This is a genomic window from Streptomyces sp. SPB162 (assembly GCF_029504575.1).
GTDB lineage: Bacteria > Actinomycetota > Actinomycetes > Streptomycetales > Streptomycetaceae > Actinacidiphila.
Window position 1 is genome coordinate 1,340,500 of the sequence record NZ_JAQFII010000001.1, and the last position, 23,517, is coordinate 1,364,016.

At 73.3% G+C, this 23,517-nt stretch carries 18 protein-coding genes and 2 pseudogenes; 7 read left to right on the forward strand and 13 right to left on the reverse strand.

All coding sequences use genetic code 11. From position 1 onward, the window contains the following. Nucleotides 1-105: 105 nt before the first annotated feature. Together M2266_RS06210 and M2266_RS06215 are read right to left on the reverse strand one after the other, a co-directional pair. On the reverse strand, nt 106-1,113 hold the full coding sequence (locus M2266_RS06210) for a GNAT family N-acetyltransferase (RefSeq protein WP_277437237.1): 1,008 nt from the start codon (nt 1,111-1,113) through the stop codon (nt 106-108). Between the two features lie 14 nt (nt 1,114-1,127). Continuing rightward, a complete protein-coding gene (locus M2266_RS06215) occupies nt 1,128-1,790 on the reverse strand; it encodes a uridine kinase (RefSeq protein ID WP_277437238.1) in 663 nt (220 codons plus the stop codon). Nucleotides 1,791-2,061: 271 nt separating this feature from the next. On the opposite strand from M2266_RS06215, the gene M2266_RS06220 reads away from it, so the two are divergent. Beyond that, nucleotides 2,062-2,256, forward strand: coding sequence for a hypothetical protein (locus M2266_RS06220; RefSeq protein WP_269271594.1), 195 nt, complete (start codon nt 2,062-2,064; stop codon nt 2,254-2,256). Nucleotides 2,257-2,370: 114 nt separating this feature from the next. Then, nucleotides 2,371-4,017 (forward strand): hypothetical protein, encoded by a 1,647-nt coding sequence (locus M2266_RS06225; protein ID WP_277437239.1) that lies wholly within the window; start codon nt 2,371-2,373, stop codon nt 4,015-4,017. A gap of 27 nt (nt 4,018-4,044) precedes the next feature. Here the strand turns inward: M2266_RS06225 and M2266_RS06230 are convergent. Further along, nucleotides 4,045-5,536 (reverse strand): annotated as a pseudogene (locus M2266_RS06230) (PLP-dependent aminotransferase family protein). A gap of 96 nt (nt 5,537-5,632) precedes the next feature. Between M2266_RS06230 and M2266_RS06235 the strand changes: the two are divergent. The 4 genes from M2266_RS06235 (at nt 5,633) to M2266_RS06250 (ending at nt 9,176) form a co-directional block, all read left to right on the forward strand. Beyond that, nucleotides 5,633-6,355: a hypothetical protein gene (locus M2266_RS06235; protein ID WP_277437240.1), complete on the forward strand. Its 723-nt coding sequence runs from the start codon at nt 5,633-5,635 to the stop codon at nt 6,353-6,355. After that, the gene (locus tag M2266_RS06240) at nt 6,356-7,174 is read left to right on the forward strand and encodes a glycerophosphodiester phosphodiesterase (RefSeq protein ID WP_277437241.1); all 819 of its coding nucleotides are present in this window, start codon (nt 6,356-6,358) and stop codon (nt 7,172-7,174) included. Continuing rightward, nucleotides 7,159-8,544, forward strand: coding sequence for an MFS transporter (locus M2266_RS06245; protein ID WP_277437242.1), 1,386 nt, complete (start codon nt 7,159-7,161; stop codon nt 8,542-8,544). The genes M2266_RS06240 and M2266_RS06245 overlap by 16 nt, the downstream gene beginning before the upstream one ends. Before the next feature lie 257 nt (nt 8,545-8,801). Next, nucleotides 8,802-9,176, forward strand: a complete 375-nt coding sequence (locus M2266_RS06250; RefSeq protein ID WP_138353051.1) for an RNA polymerase-binding protein RbpA — start codon at nt 8,802-8,804, stop codon at nt 9,174-9,176. A 69-nt stretch (nt 9,177-9,245) separates the two neighbouring features. Here M2266_RS06250 and fxsA read toward each other — a convergent pair whose 3' ends face one another. The 5 genes and pseudogenes from fxsA to M2266_RS06275 all read right to left on the reverse strand — a co-directional run bounded on the left by fxsA (nt 9,246) and on the right by M2266_RS06275 (nt 15,112). Then, nucleotides 9,246-9,839 (reverse strand): FxsA family membrane protein, encoded by a 594-nt coding sequence (gene fxsA, locus M2266_RS06255; RefSeq protein ID WP_277437243.1) that lies wholly within the window; start codon nt 9,837-9,839, stop codon nt 9,246-9,248. 100 nt (nt 9,840-9,939) lie between these two features. Beyond that, a complete protein-coding gene (locus M2266_RS06260) occupies nt 9,940-10,737 on the reverse strand; it encodes a polyprenol monophosphomannose synthase (RefSeq protein ID WP_277437244.1) in 798 nt (265 codons plus the stop codon). Then, nucleotides 10,734-12,369, reverse strand: a pseudogene (gene lnt, locus M2266_RS06265) (apolipoprotein N-acyltransferase). The gene M2266_RS06260 and the pseudogene lnt overlap by 4 nt, the downstream one beginning before the upstream one ends. A 645-nt stretch (nt 12,370-13,014) precedes the next feature. Further along, nucleotides 13,015-14,643, reverse strand: coding sequence for an amidohydrolase (locus tag M2266_RS06270; protein WP_277437245.1), 1,629 nt, complete (start codon nt 14,641-14,643; stop codon nt 13,015-13,017). Nucleotides 14,644-14,671: 28 nt separating this feature from the next. Beyond that, nucleotides 14,672-15,112 carry an Lrp/AsnC family transcriptional regulator gene (locus M2266_RS06275; RefSeq protein WP_138353046.1) on the reverse strand — a complete coding sequence of 147 codons (441 nt, stop codon included), beginning with the start codon at nt 15,110-15,112 and terminating at the stop codon, nt 14,672-14,674. 249 nt (nt 15,113-15,361) lie between these two features. Between M2266_RS06275 and M2266_RS06280 the strand changes: the two genes are divergently transcribed. Continuing rightward, a complete protein-coding gene (locus tag M2266_RS06280; protein ID WP_277437246.1) occupies nt 15,362-15,793 on the forward strand; it encodes a hypothetical protein in 432 nt (143 codons plus the stop codon). Nucleotides 15,794-15,857: 64 nt separating this feature from the next. On the opposite strand, the gene M2266_RS06285 is transcribed toward M2266_RS06280, so the two are convergent. From M2266_RS06285 to M2266_RS06305, 5 genes are all read right to left on the reverse strand, one after another. Beyond that, on the reverse strand, nt 15,858-17,033 hold the full coding sequence (locus M2266_RS06285) for an acyl-CoA dehydrogenase family protein (protein WP_277437247.1): 1,176 nt from the start codon (nt 17,031-17,033) through the stop codon (nt 15,858-15,860). A gap of 435 nt (nt 17,034-17,468) precedes the next feature. Continuing rightward, nucleotides 17,469-18,725 carry an SLC13 family permease gene (locus tag M2266_RS06290; protein ID WP_277441086.1) on the reverse strand — a complete coding sequence of 419 codons (1,257 nt, stop codon included), beginning with the start codon at nt 18,723-18,725 and terminating at the stop codon, nt 17,469-17,471. Nucleotides 18,726-18,875: 150 nt separating this feature from the next. Then, nucleotides 18,876-21,047: an EAL domain-containing protein gene (locus tag M2266_RS06295; RefSeq protein WP_277441087.1), complete on the reverse strand. Its 2,172-nt coding sequence runs from the start codon at nt 21,045-21,047 to the stop codon at nt 18,876-18,878. Between the two features lie 38 nt (nt 21,048-21,085). Continuing rightward, nucleotides 21,086-21,901 (reverse strand): SAM-dependent methyltransferase, encoded by an 816-nt coding sequence (locus tag M2266_RS06300; protein ID WP_277437248.1) that lies wholly within the window; start codon nt 21,899-21,901, stop codon nt 21,086-21,088. Between the two features lie 269 nt (nt 21,902-22,170). Further along, a complete protein-coding gene (locus M2266_RS06305) occupies nt 22,171-23,412 on the reverse strand; it encodes a carbohydrate-binding protein (RefSeq protein WP_277437249.1) in 1,242 nt (413 codons plus the stop codon). Nucleotides 23,413-23,517: the final 105 nt, after the last annotated feature.

The window sequence follows — 23,517 nt, forward strand, 5'->3', positions numbered from 1 at the left end:
AGGCGTCATCATGCGCCCGCAAGGGAAACGCACTGTGGAGAAGGCGGCAGCTCAGCGTGCCTCACCTGTGAGCCCGGTCACGTGGCAGCGCGGCCGTGAGCGCCGTCACGTGCCGAACGGCGCCTGGGCGTTGCTGTTCCTCGGGTCGAGTACGCGGCTGAGGCGGTAGGCGGCGACACGGAAACCCACGGCGGGCCAGTGCCCGGCCGCCAGTGGCGAAGCGGAGTGCCAGCGGGCCCCGATGTGCCGGTACTCGTGGTCGTATGCCCACGCCACCGCGGTGGCCAGCAGGATCCGGCTGACGCCCTCGCCCCGCGCGGACGGCTCGACGTACGCCTCGGCCAGCTCCACGCAGGCCTCGGGGGTGACGGGGTCCACGGCGGACGGGGCGAGCAGGACCATGCCGATCTCCTCGCCTCCGCGGCCGGCGATCCAGGCCGCGCAGCGGGGGTCGGAGAGGGTGTCGGTGTACCGGGTGCGCATCGCGGCCAGCGCGGCGTCCGACTGCGGCAGGAACATCGCCGACCGCCGCTGGTAGCGGGCCGACTCCGCGGCCATCCGGCCGATCTGCGGCAGATCGCCGGGGCCGGCCCGGCGGATGCTCAGCCCGTCCACGCCGCGCGGCTGGCGGCCGCGGGGCTTGACGGCCATCAGCCCGTACATCTCCTCGAACCCGAAGCCCAGCCGGCACCAGTCCATCGCGGCGCTCTCGGACGCCGGCAGTTCGACGTAGTGGACCAGCCGCCGTTGGGCGACGAGCCGGGCGGCGGCTTCGGCGTACAGGGCGAGCAGCGCCCCGTTGTCGCGTTGCCCCGGCGCGAGGGCGTGCCCGCCGTGGCGGACCACCGCGGAGCGCGGGTGGTTGCGGAGTGCGGCGGGGGCGTCCTCGGCGAGGTCGAGCGGGGAGGCCGCGAGATAGCCGGCGGGCCTGCCGCCGCTGTCGCGGGCGAAGCAGGCCTCGGTGTCCGGCTCCGCGAGCAGCTTCCCGAGCAGTTCCCCGCCGGTGGGGGCGCCCGGCGGCCTGCCCTTGCGGGAGTGCCCTGACCAGCGGTCGTACAGAGTGGCGGCCTCGGGTATGTGCTCGGCGCTCATCGGCGCGATCGCGAAGGTCATGGTGGGGGGCGACGCTAGCCGTCCGCGCGGTCCGGCGGCAAGGGATGTCCGCTCCACGCCGGGTGCCGGGGGTCGTCCGCGTGCACCAGGACGTCGGCGGCCTCCGCGGGACGGACCTCGTCGGCGTACCGGCCGAAGGCGGGCAGCGTCCAGTGCTCCTCGTCCGGGGTGCGGCGGGCCAGGGCCGCCGGGGAGAGCCGCAGATGGACCGTCAGGTCCAGCTCGAGGCCCTGGCCGAGCAGCAGTTGGCCGTCCAGCAGCAGGACGCCGCCGGGCGGCAGTTCGACGTATCCGGCCCGGGTCGCGCGGTCGGTGGCCGCGTCCCACAGCGAGGGCAGTACCCGGCCGCTGCCGCCGGGCGCCAGCGGATCGAGGACCTCGCGGCGCAGCGCGCCGGTGTCCAGCCACAGGTCGTAGTACGCGTCGGAGTCCTCACGCCCGTACTCGAAGCGGAGCGAGGCCGGGCGCCAGAAGTCCGCGGCGCGCACCCGCAGGACGCGGTGGCCGCGGGCGGGCAGTTCGGCGGCGAGCGCGTCCGCCAGGGCGGCCGGCCCGGCGGCGGGGGCGCCGTCCACGGCCACCCGCAGCCACGGCACGGCGGCGGTCGGGGTGAGACCGGCCACCCGGTCGGCGAGGCTCCCGGCCAACCGGGGCCAGGTGATCGGAGTCAGCCGCATGCGCGGCATCGTCGCACACGCCGCGCCACTCCCCGGATTCCGTGGTCACTCGGCCGTCCGGGCGACGTGGATGCGCCATCGGTGTGGCGGCCGGCATGACGGGTGACGGGTCAGGCAATGCTCGCGCCGGGGTCGCTCCGGCGGGCTTCCGAAGCGCCCATTCAGGGGGAATTTACTACAAATCACCCGTTTGCCACTTTCCTCCTCCATCACTTCTGGTGAGCCTGGAAGGACTCATGGTGACCGTCCCCATCACCCAGGAGAAAGTCCAATGATCCTGTCCATCTCAGGTGTCGTTCTTCTCGGCATCATCGCCTTCCTGTTCTTCCGCAAGGACGGACTGAAGATCTCCCACCTTCTCGTCTGCTCCCTCTTCGGCTTCTACCTCGCGGGTACCGGCATCGCCCCGAGCATCAAGGCCGGCGGAGCCAGCCTCGCGGGCCTGCTGGGCGGGATCAAGATCTAGGCCGTGTCTGTCTAGGTCCTACGGGGCCCGGGGCCGCATGCCGGCGCCCCCGGGCCCCACCGCGTCACCCACGACCCGCCACCATCCCGCCGCACCCACCCACTGGAGCCGTCCGTGGCCAGGCGCCCCCTCCCCAGCATCCTGAGCAACAGGCCGTCCTTCGCGACCCTCGTGAGCGGCAGGCCGTCGCTCGCGCGCAGCCGCGAACTCGCGCGCACCGCCGCTGACAGTGCCACCGACGTGCTCCACCCGCTGATCACCATCACCCGGGGCATGCGCATGCAGGTGGGCTGGGCCCGCAGCTGGTGGGCCCGCACCCCCAAGGACCGGCGCGGCCCGGCACTGCTGCTCTGCGGCGCCGGGGTCGTCGTCGTCACGCTGATGCCGTACGGCCCACTGCTGGCGCTCGGCGCGGTCCTGGCCTGCGCCGGCTGGATGGGCCGTGACCGCACCGCGCCGGAACCGGCAGGGCCCACCGAGGCCGAGGCCGACAGGCTCCAGACGCTGTACGAGGCGCTGGTGCCGTATCTGTCCGACCCCGACGACCCGGCTCCGCTCTACGCCCGCGACGGAGACTGGGACAGCGCCTTCAGCGAGTACACGTTCGAGGACGGCCGGCTGGCCCGGCTGCACCTGCGCTATCCCGCGTACTTCACCGACGGCGAGGCCGCGGCCCGGTCCCGCATCGAGCAGCTGCTGCACGCCAAGGCGGGGCGCGGCCGCGAGTACAGGTTCGACTGGAACGAGGAGGAGAACCACCTCACCCTCGCCGCGCTGCCGCCGCTGTCCACCGGCATCACCGCCCAGCGCTTCGTCACCGCGCCCGGCGAGACCGTCCTCGGCTTCACCGACTCCGCGACCGTCCGGCGCACCGTCCCGGTCGTCGACGGGGACGAGGTCCGCGACGCACCGCCCGTCGTGTGGCGGACCGGGCCGCGTTCCACCGAGCCGCACCTGCTGGCGCTGGGCCGGCCGGGCTCGGGCACGACCGGTCTGCTGCGGTCGATCGCCCTGCAGGCGCTGTGCCACGGCGACGTCGTGATCATCGACGGCAGCGGTAGCGGTGAGTACGCCTGCCTCGTCGGACGTCCCGGCGTGCTGGCCGTCGAGAGTGGCCTGGCCGGGACCTGCGCCACCCTCGAATGGGCCGCGCACGAGACGGAACGCCGGCTGATCGCCGTCAACCGGGCGCGTCAGGCCGGACGTTCGGCGCCGGAGGACACCCGCCGCCCGCTGTGGATCCTGGTCGACCGGCCCACCGCGCTCACCCAGCTCGCCCACGCCGAGGGCCGCCCCGACCCGCAGCTGCTGCTGGACGTGCCGCTGCGGCACGGGCGCACCGCCGGTGTGGCGGTGGCCGTCGCCGACCAGCTCGACGCCACCGAGGTGCTGACTCCGGCCGTCATCGCCCACACCCGCGCCCGCGTCCTGCTGGGCGCGCTCGACCCGGAGCACGCGCGGGCCGTCCTCGGCGCCCCGCAGTGCACCACCTCGGCGGCCGAGGTCCCGGCCGGCCGCGGTTACGCCCGGCTCGGCACCGGCCCGGTGCTGCGGCTGCAGGTGCCCGCCACCCCGGACCCCTACGACGAGGAGACCGGCACGGCCCAGCGCGAGGCCGTCCTCGGCCTGCTTCCCGCGGTCGATGCCCCCGCCGACGCCCTGGAGCACGAACCGGAGCCGGAAGCGGACCCGGAACCGGAGCCCGGCCCGGTGGCGCTGCCGGAGCCGCTGATCCGCCCGACGGCGGACCTGGAGCGCTGACGCCGGCCGCGGCGACGGGCGGGGGGCTCAGGCGACGAAGAGGCCGGCGCCCTCGGCGTCGGAGCCGCCGCCGGAGCGGACGATCCTGGCAGCCGCGGCCAGCCGGGAGACGGCCTCCACGGCCGTGGCGCCGCCCACCGTGAACGGCAGCCGTACGTAGGACTCGAAAGCCCCGTCGACGCCGAACCGCGGCCCGGACGGGACGCGGACGCCGAGTCGCTCACCGGCGACCGCCAGCCGGGAGCCCGACACGTCACCGGTCCGCACCCACATCGTCATGCCGCCGCCCGGCACGGTGAACTCCCAGTCCGGGGTCTGCGCGCGCAGCGCCGCCACCAGGTCGTCCCGGTGTTCGGCGGCGCGGGCCCGGCGGGTGGCCACGGCCTGGTCCCAGCCGCCGCCGCGCAGCAGCCAGGCCACGGCGAGCTGGTCGACGACGGGGGATCCGAGGTCCAGATAGGCGCGGGCGGAGACGAGGCGCCGGACGACGTCGGGCGCCGCCCTGACCCAGCCGATCCGCAGTCCCGCCCAGATCGCCTTGCTCGCCGAGCCGACCGTGATCACCGTGCCGCCGCGGTCGAAGGCCGCCATGGGTCGCGGCATGGTCGTGTCGGCGTCCAGCACCAGCTCCGCCATCGTCTCGTCCGCCACGACCACGGTCCCGGAGGCGCGGGCCGTCTCGACCAGGGCGCGGCGCTGCTCGTCGCCGACCAGGGTGCCGGTCGGGTTGTGGAAGTCGGGCATGACGTAGGCCATCCGCGGCGCCGCGTCGCGCAGCACCCCGCTGCCAGGCGTCGATGTCCCAGCCGCCCAGCCCGTCGCGCATGGCCACCGGCACCAGGCGGGCGCCGGTCTCACGGAACAGCTCCAGCACGTTGGCGTAGCTCGGGGACTCGACCGCCACCCGTTCGCCCAGCCCGACGAGCCGGCGGGCCGAGGCGGCGATGGCGCCCATGGCACCGGTGGTGACCATGATCTGCTCGGGCATGGTCGGCACCCCGCGGGCCGTGTAGCGGTCGGCGATCGCCTCGCGCAGCACCGGGAGCCCGGCGGGGAAGTCACCATGGGTGGCCGCGTAGGCCGGGAGTTCGCCCAGCGCGCCCTCCATCGCCCGCGTCAGCCACGGCTCGGGGGCCGGCAGGGCCGCGCAGCCGAGGTCGATGACGGTGCCCGCGGAGTCCGGCGGGAGCGGGTCGAGGATCCGGCTCGGCAGCGCGTGGCCCTCCGGTACGGCGGTCCAGCTGCCGGCGCCCCGCCGGGAGCGGGCGAAGCCCTCGGCGCGCAGCGCCTCGTACGCGGCGGCGACGGTGGTGCGGCTGACGCCCAGCGCGAGGGCGAGCTCCCGCTCGGCGGGCAGCCGGGCGGCGACCGGCACCCGGCCCTCGAGCACCAGCAGCCGTACCCCGTCGGCGAGTCCGCGGTAGGCCGGGACGCGCCGGCCACCGCCGCCGGGGGCCGGGCGGGGTTCGAGGAGCCGGGCGAGCGGCGCCGCTCCTACCGATGCAGTCCACTGCGACATAAAATTCAGTCCACCTTTCCCTGATTGGCTGTGGCGGTCACCCACATCCATGCCACAGAGTGCCACGTATCTCGCCACCTTCACCAGGGGGACCCCATGCACACCACTCGCCGCGCCGTCGATCTCTATGCCGGTCTGGTGCTGTACGGCGCCAGCGACGGCCTCCTGGTCGGCGCGGGGCTCGGCCTGGACCCCTGGGACGTCTTCCACCAGGGGATCTCGGAGCGGTCCGGGCTGAGCATCGGCCTGGTGTCGATCATCGTCGGCGCGGCGGTGCTGCTGCTGTGGTGGCCGCTGCGGCAGCGGCCCGGCCTGGGCACCGTCTCCAACGTCTTCATCGTCGGGCTGGCGATGGACGGCACCCTGCGGCTGCTGCCGGAGATCCACGCGCTCGGCATCCGGATCCCGCTGCTGGTGGTGGCGGTCGTGCTCAACGGGGTGGCGACCGGCCTGTACATCACGGCACGCTTCGGGCCCGGCCCGCGCGACGGGCTGATGACGGGGCTGCACCGCAGGACGGGACGGTCGATCCGGCTGGTCCGCACCGGCATCGAACTGACGGTGCTGGCCGTCGGCTTCGCGCTGGGCGGCAGTGTCGGGGTGGGGACCGTGCTGTACGCGGTGGCGATCGGACCGCTCGCCCAGTACTTCCTGCGGTTCTTCGAGATCCCGCGGGCAAAGCAGGGGCCGGACCGCGAGCCCGTCGCCCAGCGGGAGCCGAAGCCGGTGGTCGGGGCCACGGCGGACCGCGAGCCCGTCGCCCAGCGGGAGCCGAAGCCGGTGGTCGGGGCCACGGCGGACCCGGCCATACTGCCGTAGGTGAGCGCACCTCCCCCTCCCCCGGCCCACCCGTATCTGGACCATCCGGCACCCCTCGCCTTCGCCCACCGCGGCGGCGCGGCGGAGGGGCTGGAGAACACCCTGGCGGCCTTCCGCCGCGCGATCGACCTCGGCTACCGGTACCTGGAGACCGACGTCCATCTGACGTCGGACGGCGTCCTGGTCGCCTTCCACGACGCGACCCTGGACCGGGTCACCGACCGGCGCGGCGCCATCGCGGACCTGCCGTGGAGCGAGGTCGCCCGAGCCCGCGTCGGGGGCCGCGAGCCCGTCTCGACGTTCTCGGAGCTGCTGGCGTCCTTTCCCGGGGCCCGGTGGAACGTGGACGTGAAGGCGGAGGCCGCCGCCGTGCCGCTGCTCGACGCGGTTCGCGCGGCGGACGCCTGGGACCGGGTGTGCGTCGGATCGTTCTCGGAGGCGCGGGTGGCCCGGCTGCGGGCACTGGCCGGGCCCCGGCTGGCCACCTCGCTGGGCACGCGGGGCGTGGCGGGCCTGCGGCTGCTCTCGTACGGCGGCCGGCCGCTGGAGCGGCTGCCCGCGCGACTGCTGGACGCGGCGGGACGGCGCGGCGCGGTCTGCGTCCAGGTGCCGGAGCGCGTGGCGGGCGTGCCGGTGGCGGACCGCAGGTTCGTCGACGCCGCGCACCGGCGGGGGCTGCAGGTCCACGTCTGGACGGTCAACGACCCGCGGCGGATGACCGCGCTCCTCGACCTCGGGGTGGATGGCATCATGACCGATCACATCGAGGCACTGCGCACGGTGCTGTCCGAGCGGGGGACCTGGTGGGCACGGCGATAACGGAAACGGCGGTCGCGGAGCGCGCCCTGGAGCGGCGCCGCGAGCAGCAGGGCTGGTACTTCTACGACTGGGCCAACTCGGTCTTCTCCACGACCGTCATCACCGTCTTCCTCGGTCCGTACCTCACGGACGTCGCGAAGGCCGCCGCCGATGCCGACGGGTATGTGCACCCGCTGGGCGTCCCGGTGCGGGCGGGCGCGTACTTCGCCTACACGATCTCCGCCTCGGTGCTGCTGTCGGTGCTGGTGATGCCGCTGGCGGGAGCGATCGCGGACCGCACCGGCCGCAAGAAGCCGCTGATGGGCGGGTTCGCCTATCTGGGTGCGGCGGCGACCGCGGGGATGTTCTTCCTGGCCGGCGACCGCTATCTGCTCGGCGGCGCGCTGCTGATCGTGGCGAACGTCTCGTACGCGGCGTCCGTGGTGCTCTACAACGCCTTCCTGTCGCAGATCGCGGAGCCGCACGAGCGGGACGCCGTCTCGTCGAGGGGCTGGGCCTTCGGGTACGCGGCGGGAGCGCTGATGCTGGTGGCGAACCTGGGGCTGTTCCTGGGCCATGACGCCCTCGGCGTCTCCCAGGGGACGGCGGTGCGCATCTGCCTCGCCTCGGCGGGACTGTGGTGGGCGGTGTTCACCGTGGTGCCGCTGCGCCGGCTGCGCGACCGCCCGGGGCCGCGCGCCGCGGCCGCCGGCCCGTCCCCGGCCCGCGACGCCGGCTCCGGGGCGCTCGGCCAGGGCTGGCGGCAGCTGGCCGCCACCGCGCGGGACATGCGGCGCTATCCGCTGACCCTCGCCTTCCTGCTGGCCTACCTCGTCTACAACGACGGCATCCAGACGGTGATCTCGCAGGCGTCGGTGTACGGCTCGGAGGAGTTGGGCCTGGCCCAGGGGACGCTGATCACCGCCATCCTGCTGGTCCAGGTGCTGGCCGTCGTCGGGGCACTGGCGCTGGGCCGGCTGGCCGCCCGCTACGGAGCCCAGCGCACCGTGCTGGGCTCGCTGGCCGCCTGGACGGTCACCGTCGGCGCCGGGTACTTCCTCCCCGCGGGTGAACCTGTCTGGTTCTTCGCGCTCGCCGCGGCCATCGGAATGGTCCTCGGCGGCAGCCAGGCGCTGTCCCGGTCGCTCTTCTCCCACCTGGTGCCGCGCGGCAAGGAAGCCGAGTACTTCTCGGTGTACGAGGTGAGCGACCGGGGTACGAGCTGGCTCGGACCTCTGCTTTTCGGCCTGACCTACCAGCTGACCGGCAGCTACCGGGACGCGATCGTCTCGCTGGTGGTCTTCTTCGCCGTGGGGTTCGTGCTGCTGGCCCGGGTACCGGTGCGCGCGGCCGTGGAAGCCGCCGGAAATCGCGTCCCGGAGATTATTTAGGTATTGGGGGTCGCGGGCCGGTAGTGTACGCGGTTGTCCCGCCAGGTTGACCGTTACTGCGCGCCAAAGATATGAAAACACCGGGTGACATCTGGTAACAGATGTGACAAAACGGTCAACGGTGGGTACAAACAGGGGCGGCACGACGGACGACACAGGTCCCTCAACGGGAATCTTCACCGCCGACCGGACGTTGACCGGATGACGACGACAGCGACACCTGTCCTGTGGGCGACAAAGCCCGGGAGGCACGATTCATGAGTGAGCGAGCTCTCCGCGGTACGCGACTCGGGGCCACTAGCTACGAGACCGACCGTGGTATCGATCTGGCACCTCGCCAGACCGTTGAGTACGCATGCCGGAACGGACATCGCTTTGAGATGCCGTTCTCGGTTGAGGCCGAGATTCCGTCGGAGTGGGAGTGCCGCGCATGCGGCACCATCGCACTTCTGGTGGACGGAGAGGGCCCGGAGAAGAAGGAAACCAAGCCCGCGCGCACGCACTGGGACATGCTCATGGAGCGGCGCACGCTCGAGGAGCTCGAGGAGGTGCTGGCCGAGAGGCTGGCCGTCCTGAGGTCCGGAGCGATGAACATCGCGGTGCATCCGCGCGACAACCGCAAGAGCGCCTGACCAACAGGCATCGGGCCCGTGGTGACACACGGGCCCGCCCAACACTTCCGCCCCGTGGCGGAGCGCTGATCAGCGCTCTGTCCCGGGGTTCTTGCGTTCCGGGTCCACGACCTCGCCCTGGATGACCTCGCCCTGGATCACCTTGCCGTCGGGGCGGTGGATCCGGACCTGCTCGTTGACCACCCGCGCCTGCTGGAACAGATCGCCGACAGAGCCGGAGTCGTAGGTGCCGCGCCGCCGCAGGGCGCGGTCCGCCGCCTTGCGCACCAGGATGCGGGTCGGCGGGAACAGGCAGAGCAGCCCGACCGCGTCGGAGGCGAAGCCGGGGATCATCAGCAGCAGGCCGCCGAGCATGCCCAGCGCCGCCCCGGTCGCCTCGCTCCCCGAGGGAGCGATCCCCGGCGTTCCGGCGGTGCCCGGGGCCCCGGGCTGCACGGACACGGTCAGACTGCGCCAGGCGCTGCGCCCGGCCCGCTTCACCACGACCGCCCCCAGCACGATCCCGGCCGCGAGCAGCAGCAGGACGGCCCCGACGCTGGTGGCCGAGGCCACCACGATCAGCAGCCAGATCTCCAGGGCCACCCAGGCCGCCACCACGAGCGGCGCGAAGGTGCGGACACGGGAGCGCCGGGGGCGGACCGGGGGCGGGGTGCTGGTAGTCATACGGTCAATTGTGCCTGGGCCCGGATAAAGCCACGATCACCGGCGGACATCGCCGATCACGTTCAGCCCGAACCCGTTCAGCCCGAACCCGCTCCGCAGATCAGGTTCGGCCGGACGTGCGGCCCAGGGTCCGCTTCACCCGTGAACCCACGCCCCAGGCGGTGACCCGCCACAGCGCCTCGACCACGATGTTGCGGCTCATCTTGCTGTCGCCGCGCTCGCGCTCCACGAAGGTGATGGGGACCTCCACGACGTGGTAGCCGGCCTTGACCGTGCGCCAGGCCAGGTCGACCTGGAAGCAGTAGCCGGCCGAGGCCACCTCGTCCATGCCGAGACCGGCCAGGGTCTCCTTGCGGAAGGCCCGGTAGCCGCCGGTGACGTCGCGGATCGGCACGTCGAGCAGGATCCGCGAGTACGTGCTGCCGCCGCGCGAGAGGAACTCGCGGGACTTGGGCCAGTTGACGACCCGGCCGCCGGGGATCCAGCGGGAGCCGAGGACCAGGTCCGCGCCTTTGAGGGCGGTCAGCAGCCGGGGCAGTTCCTCGGGCTGGTGCGAGCCGTCGGCGTCCATCTCGACGAGGACGCCGTAGCCCTCGTCGAGGCCCCAGCGGAAGCCGGCCAGGTAGGCGGCGCCGAGGCCCTCCTTGCCCTTGCGGTGCAGCACGTGGACGTGGTCGTCCCCGGAGGCCAGTTCGTCGGCGAGCTTGCCGGTGCCGTCGGGGCTGTTGTCGTCGGCGACCAGGATGTGCGCCTCGGGTACCGAGGACCGGACCCGGGCCACGATCGGTTTGATGTTCTCGGCTTCGTTGTAGGTCGGGATGATGACCAGAACCGTGCCGAGCGGACCGAAGTCCCTCCCCTGGGCTCCGCCATGGGGAACCCCACCGCCGTCGTTCACTGCTGCCCCTTCGCTTTTGTGGCTTCGCGCCTGCCGAGCGCGATGGCGACAGCGCAGGACAGAATCCCCACCATAGCGAGAGTCCACTCGGGAACCGTACCGACGCGGTCGGCCACCGTGAGCTGGTCGCGCAGTGGGATCCGGGCACTCAGGACATCCCGGGTGAATTCCTTCGTGCGCTGCTCGATGGTGCCGTCGGGGGCCACCACGGCGCTGATGCCGCTGGTCGCGGCGGTGACGATGGCGCGCCCGTGCTCGACGGCCCGCAGCCGCGACATGGCGAGCTGCTGCTCGGGCTGCCCGGTGCGGCCGTACGTCGCGTTGTTGGTCTGGACGATGATCGCGCGGGCGCCGGCCTTCACGGTGTCGTGCACGATCTCGTCGTAGGCGACCTCGAAGCAGATGACGTCGCCGAGCGTGGCGGGCCCGATCTTGAGCACGCCGGTGTTCTTCCCCGGGTAGAAGTCCCGCGGGATCTGGTCGAGCCGCTTGATGACCTTGCTGAGTTCCGCGCGGAAGGGCACGTACTCGCCGAACGGCACCGGGTGCTGCTTGGTGTACGAGGCGCCGGGCCCGGAGACCGGGTCCCAGACGATGCCCTCGTTCTGCACGTGCCGGGCGTCCGGGCCGTCGACCAGCGCGCCGACCAGGATCGGGACGCCCACGGCGCGGACCGCGCGGGTGATCCGGTCGTACGCCTGGGGGTTGCTGAACGGGTCGAGGTCGGAGGAGTTCTCCGGCCAGATCACCAGATCCGGCTTGGGCGTCCGCTTCGCCTTGATGTCCTCGGCCAGCTGGAGGGTGGCCGCGACATGGTTGTCCAGGATCTGCAGCGGCCGGCCGAGGAAGTGCATCCCCGGCTGCTCGACGTTGCCCTGCACGACGGCCACCTTGACGAAGTCGGTGGCGTCGGTGGGCACCGGCACCGCGTACCCGGCGGCGACCAGGGCGCCCGCGAGCGCCGCGGACCCCACGGCGGGCAGCAGCGTCCGGGCGGTGCGGGCGGTCCCGGCGGCGCGCAGGCGCGGGGCGGCGAGCACGGCCGCGGCCAGCAGCGTGCGCGGTCAGCGCGACGGCGAAGGTCACCAACGGAGCCCCGCCGAGGGCGGCCAGCGGTGTGAAGGTCGAGCCGGTGTTGGCGAAGGCGAGCCGGCCCCAGGGGAAGCCGCCGAACGGCAGCCGGTCCCTGGCCAGTTCCTCGGCCACCCACAGGCAGCCGCCCCACAGCGGCCACCACGGCAGCCGCGAGGTGACCGCCAGGCCGGCCCCGAGCGCGGCGATGAAGAGCGCCTCCAACACGGACAGCCCGAAGACCGCGTCATAGCCGACGACCCGCAGCCACAGCAGGAGCCACAGGAAGAAGGGCAGCGCGAAGGCGAAGCCGAGCCAGGCGCCCTGGCGGGCGGTCCTGCCCCGGGTGAGGACGGACAGCCCGGCGACCGCGGCGATCGACAGCGGCCACACGTCGTAGGGCGGGAAAGCGGCGGCGAGCGCCAGTCCGCAGAGCACGGCGGCGGCGCTGCGGGGGGCCGCGCGGCGGGCGGCGAGCGCGGCACGCCGGCGGCGGCCGGGCCGCTCGGGCGCGGGGCCGGCCCGGTCCTGCGGCGCGTCCGGAGCGGCGGCCTGGTCCACGGCGGCCTCCTCGGAGGGCTCCACGGCCGGTTCCGCGGCTGGGTCCACGGCCGGGGCGGTGTCGGGTCGCGGGCGCACGTCGCGGCCTTCCTGCAGGTGGTGAGCTGGTGCAGTGACGGTACAGCGTGTGCGCGCCGCCGCGGGTCGCGGGTGCGTAACGGACAAAGACCCGGCTGGGGTGACGCGGGAGCGCGGCGGCGCGGGAGGGTGGCGGCCCGGGAGCGCCCGCTGCGGAACGAGCCCGGAACGCCCTTCGGGCCGACCTGGGACCCGCTGGCTGCGAGTCGGCGCCAAGGCCGTTGTCTACTGGGCGTCCGGGCCCTTCCCGGGTCACACCTGCCGTCCGGCGGCACTCGCCGTGGAGCGAGCCGCTTTCCGTGCCGCTGACGCTGGACCTGGCTGCCAGTGGCGGCGTGCACGTGCGGCGCGACACCCCATGGCCCAGCGGCGGCCGACGGATTCGCGGAGGGTCCCCGGTCCGACGTCCTGTGGTGGACTCGGCCGAACCTACTCGCCCTCGACCACTGGCTGTCAATAGCGGCTTGACCTGCGAGGACGCGTCAAATCAGCAGGTCAGTGCGGGCCCTGGCGACTCGGCGCGACAGGCCGAGGGAACACCGTTCGGCCGCATGTGACCGCCGCCGGTCACTCATTCGGCCGTGCGTAGACGGTCCGACCGGCCACGACGGTACGCAGAGCGACCGGAAGCGCACGGTCCGGTGCGACGTCCGGCAGCCCCGGAGTGCCGGAACGCGGGTCGGTGGACCAGTTGGCGACCCGTTCGTCCGGGGCCTGCACCACCAGTTCGCCGCCGCGCCACAGCACGTAGTCGGCGGGCGCGCCCGGCACCAGGACGCCGGTGTCGTCCCGGCCGACCGCGCGCCAGCCGCCCCGGGTGTGGGCGTTGAAGGCGGCGCGGGCCGAGATGCGGTGCCCGGAGGTGCGGTGGAACGCGGCCGCGCGCACGGCGCCCCAGGGGTCGAGCGGGGTGACGGGGCTGTCGGAGCCGAGGACCAGCGGCACTCCGGCCCGCACCATGGCGGCGTAGGAGTTGAGTGTCCTGGCCCGCTCGGCCCCGAGCCGCTCCGCGTACATGCCGTCCTCGCCGCCCCAGGCCGCGTCGAAGGCGGGCTGGACCGAGGCGATCAGGCCCAGCTCGGCGAAGCCGGCGATCGCGTCGGGCGTCATCATCTCGGCGTGCTCGACCCGGTGGCGCAGTGCCCGGACGCGGTCGGTGCCGACCCGCTCCGCGGCGGCCCGGACCCCGGCCACGACGGAGGACACGGCGGCGTCCCCGATGGCGTGGAAACCCGCCTGGACGCCGGCCTCGGTGCAGGCGGCGACGTGGGCGGCGATGGTGTCGGTGTCGAGGAAGGAGATGCCGTCGTGCGGCGCGTCGGCGTAGGGCGCGTGCAGGCAGGCGGTGTGGGAGCCGAGGGATCCGTCGACGAACAGGTCGCCGCCCGCTCCGACGGCGCCCAGCTCCCGGATCCGGTCGAGCCCCGACGCGTCCTTGACGGCCTCCGCCCAGTAGCCGAAGACCTGGGGTCCGGATTCCGCCGCGGCGAGTGCCAGCAGCCCGGTGAGGTCGTCCTCGGAGGAGATGTCGGGCCCCGCGCACTCGTGCACGGCGCTGATTCCCAGCGAGGCGGCGTGGCGCAGGGCCGCGCGCTGCGCCGCGAGCCGCTGCGCGGGGGTGACGGCGGCGTGCGCGGCGCGGCGTACCGCGTGGTGCGCGTCGGCGGTGAGCGGGCCCCGCGGGTGGTACCCGGGCAGCTCGCGCACGCCGGGGACGAGGTCGAGCAGCGCGGTGGTGACGACGGCGGAATGCACGTCCACCCGCGTCAGGTAGAGCGGACGGCCACCGACGGCCTCGTCCAGCTCCTGGCGCGAGGGGGTCCGCCGCTCGGGCCAGCGCGACTCGTCCCAGCCATGGCCGAGCAGCACCCGGTCGCCGGAGCGGTCGCGGGCGAACGCGGCGGTGCGCGCGAGCGCGTCCGCGAGCGAGGTGGCCGCGGTGAGGTCGAGGCCGGTGAGCGCCAGTCCGGTGGCGGTGGTGTGCACGTGCGCGTCGGTGAACGCCGGGGTGACGAGCGCGCCGTCGAGTCGCACCACCTCGTCGACGCCCTCCACGAAGGAGTCGGCGGCGCCCTCGGATCCCACCCAGGCGACGGTGCCGCCCTCCACGACCATGGCCGTGGCGAAGGGGTCGGCGGGGCTGTAGACGGTTCCGCCGCGCAGCAGCACGGTGGTGGAGGGGGTGCGCTCGTTCATGAGGAACAGTCTCTCCCCTGCCCGGAGCTCAGATGCGCGGGGGCCTGGCCTCGTACGGGGTGGACAGCACGACGGTGGTGCGGGTGGAGACCCCGGCCAGGGTGCGGATCCGGGCGAGCAGGTGCTCCAGCTCGCCGGGGGTCGCGACGCGGACCTTGAGGATGTAGTTCTCCTCCCCCGCGACACTGTGGCAGGCCTCGATCTCCGGCACTTCGGCGAGGCGCTCCGCGATGTCGTCGGGCGCGCTCGGGTCGAACGGCTTGATCGAGATGAACGCCGTCAGGGACAGGCCGACCGCTTCCGCGTCGACGATCGCGGCATAGCCGCGGATCACCCCGCGCTGCTCCAGACGGCGCACCCGCTGGTGCACCGCCGAGGTGGACAGGCCCGTGGCCTTGCCCAGGTCGGTATAGCTCATCCGCCCATCGGCGACGAGAAGTTCCACGATCTGCTGGTCCAGCTCCTCCACGGCGGTCAACCTACTGCCCCGGAGGCACTCCGGCACAGCGGGCGGGGGGCACGCCGGGGCGGAAGGGCGTTCTCCGGGGGCGCGTATGTCCCGTACGGCGCCCGATGTGATGAAGGCCACACCGTACGCACCCCACGATGACGGCCGCAGAGGTTATCGGCGGCGCTGGACGGGAAGTGCTCGCTATGGCCGTGGCCGTCGCGCCCGGCGGGCCCGTCGAACGGGCGTTCATCCAAGGGGGATCCACCTATGCGCACCCATGTGCGGCCCAGCCGCAGCGACCGTACGCAATCCGTGCTCGAGGAGGACGACGAACGGGCGCAGGCGCTCGAAGCCGCCGCCCTGGACGCCGAGGAGGCGTTCGACGAGGAGGTCTACGCCGTCCTGCGGGTGCACTGCCCGGACTGCGCGCGGCCGATAGCGCTGTTCGAGGGTGAGGACGTGCTGCCGCAGCACGCGCTGTGCCCCACGCCGTGGAATCCCTTCGGCCTCACCGTGTGCGCCGGTTCCGGGCGCGCGATGCGGGACGCGCAGCCCGTGGACGGCATGGAGTACACCGGCGAGGATCTCGCCACGCTGCTGACGCTCCCGGTCGGACTCGACTGGCGCACCCAGCCGTTCTCGCACGCGTACGGCCCCGAGTCGCGCCCGGTGCGGGTGCCGCGTCAGCGCGCGGCCTGAGCCCGGCGGCGACCGCCCGCGCGACGGTGCCGCGTCCCCGGGGGGCGCGGCACCGGCCCGGATGTTACGGCTTGCTCTCCGGCCCGGCGAGGTGCCGGGCGATGACCATCCGCTGGATCTGGTTGGTGCCCTCGACGATCTGCAGCACCTTGGCCTCGCGCATGTAGCGCTCGACGGGGAAGTCGACCGTGTAGCCGTAGCCGCCGAGGAGTTGCACGGCGTCGGTGGTCACCTGCATCGCCGCGTCCGTGCAGAAGAGCTTCGCCATGGCCGCCTGCCGCGAGAAGTCCCGGCCGGCGTCGCGCAGCCGGGCCGCGGCGAGATAGAGCGCCCGGCCGGCCTCGATCTTGGTCGCCATGTCGGCGAGCATGAAGCGCAGCCCCTGGAAGTCCACCAGGGGCCGGCCGAACTGCTTGCGCGCCAACGTGTAGGCCAGCGCCTCGTCGAGGGCGCCCTGGGCGACCCCGACGGCGCAGGCCGCGATGCCGAGCCGGCCCGAGTCGAGTGCGGACAGCGCGATGGAGAAGCCCTGGCCCTCCTCGCCGACCCGCCGGCTGTCCGGGACGCTCACGCCGTCGAAGTGGACCTGCGCGGTGGGCGAGCCCTTCATGCCCATCTTCCGCTCGGGCTGGGCCGCGGTCAGGCCCGGTGAGTCGGCGGGGACCAGGAACGCGGTGATCCCGCGCGGGCCTTCGGCGCCGCTGCGGGCGAGCACGGTGTAGAAGTCGGCGACGCCGCCGTGGGTGATCCACGCCTTGGTGCCGTCGATGGTCCAACTCCCGTCGCGCAGGACCGCGCGGGTGTTCAGGGACGCGGCGTCCGAGCCCGCCGCGGGCTCGGAGAGGCAGTACGCGCCCAGCAGCGCGCCGCCGAGCATGGCGGGCAGGTGCTCCGCACGCTGCTCCTTCGTGCCGAAGTGCGCCAGCGCGTGGCAGGCGAGGGTGTGGACGCTCACGCCGAGGCCGACGGTGAGCCGGGCGGCCGCCAGCTCCTCCAGCACCTGCAGGTACACCTCGTAGGGCTGTCCCCCGCCGCCGTGCTCCTCCGCGTAGGGGAGGCCGAGCAGCCCCGCCTCGCCGATGAGGGAGAACGTGTCCCGCGGGAAGTGCCCGCTGTCCTCCTCCTCGGCGGCCCGGGGAAGGATCTCCCGCTGGGCCAGCTCGCGAGTGAGGGCGAGCAGGTCTCGGGCCTCCTCGGTGGGCAAGTGGCGGTCTACCGGTTGCGGGCCGTTGCGGGGCATGGCGGCACGCTCCTCCCTGTCAGGCGCGGCGGCGGCCGCCCAGGGTGTGGCGGCGCCGTACGTCTTGCGGTGCCCAAATGCCGATCGTCTCCCGCCGGGTCGCGGCGGGGCTTGATCAGCGGCTGTGGCGCGATGGAGTATGCCCGATCGGGCGCCCGGCGTCACGGGGCGAGGCCCGCTTCCGGTACGGACCATGGGTCTTCCAGGGGTCGGTGGGGCCCGGCACCCTGCGCACCCGGGGGTACGCCGCGGTGCGGCGGGCGACGGGTTCGACGGCGTACCCGCCCGTCGTCCGTACCGCCGCTGTCCGGCGGCGGCGGGCGTGTCCGTCCGGGCCTCCCGCTCGGCCTCGGCGGTACGACGTTCGCACCAGCGGCCGGGACCGAGTCGTCCCGGCGGCCTCCGGATGGCCGCCTGGCGGCCGCCAGGGGCCCCTCAGGTGCCCGTCAGGCGCAGCATGGCCCACAGCGCGGTCGTGGCCCCCACCAGCGTCACAGGCACCGTCAGCAGGCCCAGGCGGGTGAAGACGCCCAGCTGCGGATCCTTGCCGTGGTCGCTGAGGATCCGGCGCCACAGCAAGGTGGCCAGCGAGCCGGCGTAGGTGAGGTTCGGTCCGAGGTTCACTCCGATCAGGACGGCGAGCACGGGGCCCGGCCCGGCCGTCGCGACGAGCGGCAGCAGGGCCAGCACCGCGGGCAGGTTGTTGATCAGGTTGGCCAGCACGGCGGCGAACGCGGCCACCGCCAGCAGTTCGGGCAGCCCCGCGCCGTCCGGCAGCACCCGGCCCGCCGCGTCGGCCAGACCGTTGTCGACCACGGCCTTGACGACGACGCCCAGCGCCAGCACGAACAGGCAGAACAGCGGGTTCGCGGCGCCCACCAGGCCGCGTACGGTCGTCCGCCCGCGGCGCAGCGCCCGCGCCCCCAGCACCAGCGCCCCGGCCAGCGCCGCCCAGGCGGGGTCTGCCCCGGCCAGGGACGCCACGACGAAGCCGACGAGGGTCAGGGCCACGACGACGAGGGTGAACACCGGCAGCGCGGGCCGCGCCACCGGTTCCATCGCGCGCGGCGGGGCGGCCAGATCGGCGGCGAAGAACCGGCGGAAGACCAGGTACTCCAGCCCGATCGCCACCAGCCAGGGCAGCGCCATCAGCGCCGCGAAGCGGGTGAAGGACAGCCCGGCCGCGGCGAAGGCGAGCAGGTTGGTCAGGTTGGAGACCGGGAGCAGCAGCGACGCCGAGTTCGCCAGGTGCGCGCACGCGTAGACGTGCGGCCTGGACCGGGTGCCGGCGCGGGCGGCGGTCACGATGACCACCGGGGTCAGCAGCACCACCGTCGCGTCCAGGCTGAGGACGGCGGTGATCAGCGAGGCCACCGCGAACACCCCGGCCAGCAGCCGGCGGGGCTCGCCCCGGCAGGCACGGGCCATCGCGTCCCCGGCCGCGGTGAAGAGGCCCGCGTCGGCGCAGAGTTCGGCCAGCACCAGCACGGCGGCGAGGAAGCCGACGACCGGCAGCAGTTCCCTCGTCTGCGCCCAGGCGTCCTGCCACGTCACCGCGCCCGTCGCGGTGACCAGGACCGCCGCCGGCACCGCCGCGACGGCCTCGGGCAGGCCGCGCGGGCGGGCGACCGCGAACCCCAGGACCAGCAGGAGCAGGACGACGGACAGGATCTCGGCTGCGGTGGTGCTCAGGGTCGCTCTCCACGGGCCTGCGGCGGGCGGTCGGCGGAGCCGCCGGAAGCGGGCACGCAGGACCAGGTCAGGAGCCAGCATGCACCACGCCGCCGACAGGCCGGGCGGCAGCGGCGGTGAGTCCCCCCTTGAGGTGCGGACGGGCCGCCGTCAGGCGCTCATCGCGTCGGCCAGCGTGAGGGTGTGCAGATGGTCCGGCGGCCCTGGCCGGGCGTAGTACCAGCCCTGGGCGGTGTCGCAGCCGAGCAGCCCCAGGTGTTCCGCCTGGGTGCGGGTCTCCACGCCCTCGACGGTCACCGTGAGGCCGAGCGTGTGCGCGAGGGAGACGATGCCCTCGACGATCTTGAGGTCGACGGGGTCGGCGGGGTGCTGCCGGATGCCGCGGGTGAAGGCCCGGTCGAGCTTGAGGTTGCTGATCGGCAGCCAGCGCAGCGACGACAGGTTGGAGTAGCCGGTGCCGAAGTCGTCGAGGGCTATGTCCACGCCGAGGTCGACCAGCCGGCGCAGCGGCTTGAGGGCGTCCTCGTCAGCGCCGATCAGGGCGCTCTCGGTGACTTCCAGGCAGAGCGCGGTGGGGTCGAGGCCGGTCTCCTCCAGCACGGCGGCGACCTCGTCGACCAGCCCCGGGTGGTACAGCTGGCACGGGGACAGGTTGACGTTGACCCGGACCGGAAGCCCGTCGGCGCTCCTGCGCTGCCAGGCGCGCGCCTGCCGGGCGGACTCCTGCAGCACCCAGCGGCCGAGCGGGACGATCTGCCCGGTGCTCTCCGCCAGCGGTATGAACTGGTCGGGACCGAGCACGCCGTGCAGCGGATGGCACCATCTGACCAGCGCTTCCGCGCCCTGGACGCTGCCGTCGGCGAGCCGGATGAGGGGCTGGTACTCGATGAAGAACTCGCCGCGCTCCAGGGCGGTCGGCAGCCGGTTCGTCAGGCCGTGCCGGGTGATCGCGCGGGCGTCGGAGTCCGGGTCCGCGACCTCGTAGCGGTTGCCGCCCGCGGCCTTGGCCCGGTACATCGTGATGTCGGCGCTGCGCAGCACGTCGGCCGCGCCGCGGGTGCCGGTGGGGCCCTCGACGATGCCGATGCTGCCGTGGACGGGCAGCTCGCGCCCGTCGAGGCGGACGGTGGTGGACAGGGCGGCCAGGATCCGGTCGGCCAGGTCGGTGACCTCGCCCTGCGTCGCGGGGTCGACGATCAGGGCCGCGAACTCGTCGCCGCCGATCCGGGCCACCAGCTGGTCGGGGGCGGTCACGCACGCCTGCAGCCGCTCGGCGACCGCGACCAGCAGCCGGTCCCCCACCGCGTGGCCGAGGCTGTCGTTGACGGCCTTGAAGCCGTCGAGGTCGAGGTAGCACAGGCCGAGGCGTTCGGTGCCGGTCCCGGGCGACAGGGCCTGTTCCAGCCGCTCGAAGAACAGCGCCCGGTTCGGGAGCCCGGTGAGGGTGTCGTGGGTCGCCTCGTGCCGCAGCCGCTCGGTCAGCAGCCGGGCCTCGGTGATGTCCTCCATGAGCGCCAGCTGGTACTGCGGGACCCCCGAGGAGTCCCTGAGCAGCGACACGGAGAGGTTGGTCCACAGGGCGGTGCCGTCGGGCCGGTAGTACGGCTTGGTGATCCGGTACTCGTCGCGCTCACCGCGCACCAGTTCCCCGTACAGCCCCCAGACCTCGGCGCCGTCCTCCGGGTGCACGAAGTCGCTGACGTTCCGGTTGCGGACGTGGTGCTCGCCGCCGAACATCCGGGTCAGCGCGCCGTTGAGTTCGAGGATCCGTCCGTCGAGGTCGGCGATTCCGATGCCGATCGCCGCACCTTCGAAAACAGCGCGAAAACGGGCCTCGCTGGCCTGGAGCGCCGTTTCCGCCTCGGCACGGGCGGCGATCGCCGCGCGCGAGATGGCCTCCTGCTCGTAGCGGGTGCGCTCCACCAGCGCGCGGGCGAAGCCGGCCGCGACGGCGTGCTGCAGCCGCGCGCAGCGCGACCGGCTCTCGTCGGCCGGCAGCGCCTGCGGCGGGCAGTAGAGCACCAGATACGCGTCGACCACGCGCAGGATGCTGGGCAGCGCCTCGGGGTCGGTGCAGTGCGCCGCGACCAGCGCGGCACCGACCTCGGAGGCCGGGCGCGGGTCGAACGGCGTGGCGCACAGCGCGTCGTCGAGCGTGCGGGCCAGCGGGAGCAGGTACTCCTCGAACTCGGAGCGCGTCATCGACGTCGCGGTGGCCGGGTAGATGGCGCGGCTCCATATGGTGGCGAAGCGCCGCAGGCCGTCGGCCCGTACGTTCGTCCCGGTGTCCCCGGTGGCGTCCCGCCCGGTGCCTCCGGCCAGGTGCAGCCCGGAGTCGTCGGTTCCCGCCGGCTGTGAGGTCACGCCTTGAGCCCCACGCCGGCGAAGCCGACGAAGGCCGCGGGGTCTTCATCGTGGCCGGCCGGGTTGTCCGGATGCCAGTCGGGCATCGACACGAGACCGGGGTCGACGATGTCGAAGCCCTCGAAGAACGGGGCCACCTCGGCGCGCGTGCGCATGATCAGCGGGGAGCTGGCCTTGCGGTAGACGCCCTGGACGGCGCCGCCCTGCTCGGCCGAGATGGGGCCGCCCTCGGTCGAGGCGTGGGTCAGCACCAGCAGGCTGCCGGGGGCGAGAGCGTCCCGCAGTTCGGCCACCGCGGTGACCGGATCGTCCTCGTCGGGCACGAAGTGGAGGACGGCGACGAGCAGCAGCGCCACCGGCTTGTCGAAGTCGAGCAGTTCGAGCGCCTCGGGACTGGTCAGGATGTCCTTGGGCTTGCGCAGGTCGGCGGCGGCGATCCGGGCCGTCGGATTGCCGTCGAGCACCGCCCGGCTGTGCGCCACGGCCACCGGGTCGCTGTCGACGTAGAGCACCCGGGCACCGGGGCTGGCGGCCTGGGCGACCTCGTGCACGTTGCCGAAGGTGGGTATGCCGGATCCGATGTCCAGGAACTGGGTGATGCCCTGCTCGACGGCGTAGCGAACCGCTCGGCGCATGAACGCGCGGTTCGCCTGCATGATCTTGGGAAGCCCCGGAAAGAACTCCATGGCCTGACGGGCGGCCTCGCGGTCCACCTCGAAGTTGTGCGAACCACCGAGGTAGTAGTCGTAGATGCGCGACACACTCGGTACCGAGAGGTCAATACCCTGGGGTGCCCAGGCGGGACGCTCCATCACGGTCTCCAGCTCATCAGATGATCTTGGTCAGCCCAAGATACCGGCCTACTCTCCACCAAAGGCTATCGATCACCGGAGCTAAGCGGAATATCATCCGGAAATGGTCCGTCCGTTTTCGGCGAGAACTCCCGGCATATGCACCTGCCAAAACGCGCCGGTGCGGATTCGCGCACATGTACGGGTCCACCGGCCGTCGACCGGTGGACCCGTACTGCGCCGCGGTCCCGGCGGTGCGTGCCGTGACCGGGCCGGACTTCAGGGAGACGTCAGCAGGCGCCCTCGTCCAGCCAGACGCCCCACTCGCCGGTGGTGCCGGGCTCCTCGTTCTGCGTCCACCACTTGGCCTTCCACTTGTGGCCCTTGTGGGAGACCTCGTTGCCGTTGACGTATACCGCGGAACCGCTCCACGCCGCCACCGTGCACTGGCCCGGGGGGTTGGTCGGAGGCGTGGTCGGCGGGGTCGTCGGGGGGTTCGTGGGCGGGGTCGCCCCGGCGAACTTCACCGAGAACTTGGCGAATTCCCAAGGGGTCTGCGGAACGCTGCTGCACACGCCCGAAGTGGTGCCGTTGTCGGGCGGAGTGCACTGCCGGTCACGGTTGAGTGACCAGAAGGTGAACCGGCCCATCGCGTGACTCGTGGCGTAGTCGAGCACCGTCTGGAAATCGGCCTGCCGGAAGTATTCGCCGGTATCGCTGCGGCCGTTCATTCCGGAGAAGCCCTCGTGGGCGTAGGCCGTAGCGGCGTTCCAGCCGAACGTCGTCTGCAGGATCGTGTTGAAGTTGGTCAGGGCGCTGGTCTGCGCCGCGGCGCTGTTGAAGCCGCCGTCGAACGGCATGATGGAGAAGTTGTTGGGCGTGAAGCCCTGCGCCTTGGCCTCGTTGAGCATCTGCTTGCCGAACCAGCCGGTGCCGTCGGCGGTGCCGGCCGTGGTCACCGAGACGTAGAGGCCGGGGTTGTTCGACTGGAGGATCTTCGCGGCGCCGATCTCGTGGGCGATCGCGGTGGTGTTCTCGTACTCCGGCTCCTCGAGGTCGAAGTCGATCGCCTTCAACTGGTACTTGCTGATGACCTGCTGGTACGCGGCGGCGGTCGCCTCCGAGGTGGAGCAGGCCTGGCCGAGTTTGGTGCCGCCGTAACCGCCGATGGAGACGGAGACGTCGCCGCCCTTGGCGCGGATCCCGCTGATCACCGCGGCGACCGCGGTGTCGGAGGAGACGGCCGCGGTTCCGTCCCAGGTCGGGCTGCAGCCACCGCCGTTGGGCGCGAGGATGAACGCGAGCTGGAACGCCTTGAGCCCGGTGGCGTCCATGATCGCCCCCGCGTCGGGCGGGTTGTTGTCCCGGGGCATCAGATAGGGCGCCGCCGCGTACCAGTTGTTGCCCAGGGCGGCCGCCGAGGTCTCGGCGCCGGATGCCTGGCCGGTGCCCAGCGTGGCGGCGGCGGCGAGTCCGGCTGCCGCGAGGGTGGCTGCCGCCACCCCGGAACAGAGTGCTTTGAGGCGCTTCACGTCGTACCTCCTGTGGGGGGAAACGCAGCCAGAATCCAGCCGTGACGCGACCCCGTCAAGGCTTTGGACTAGACCTAGGACTAAACCACTAGAAGCCTGCGACCT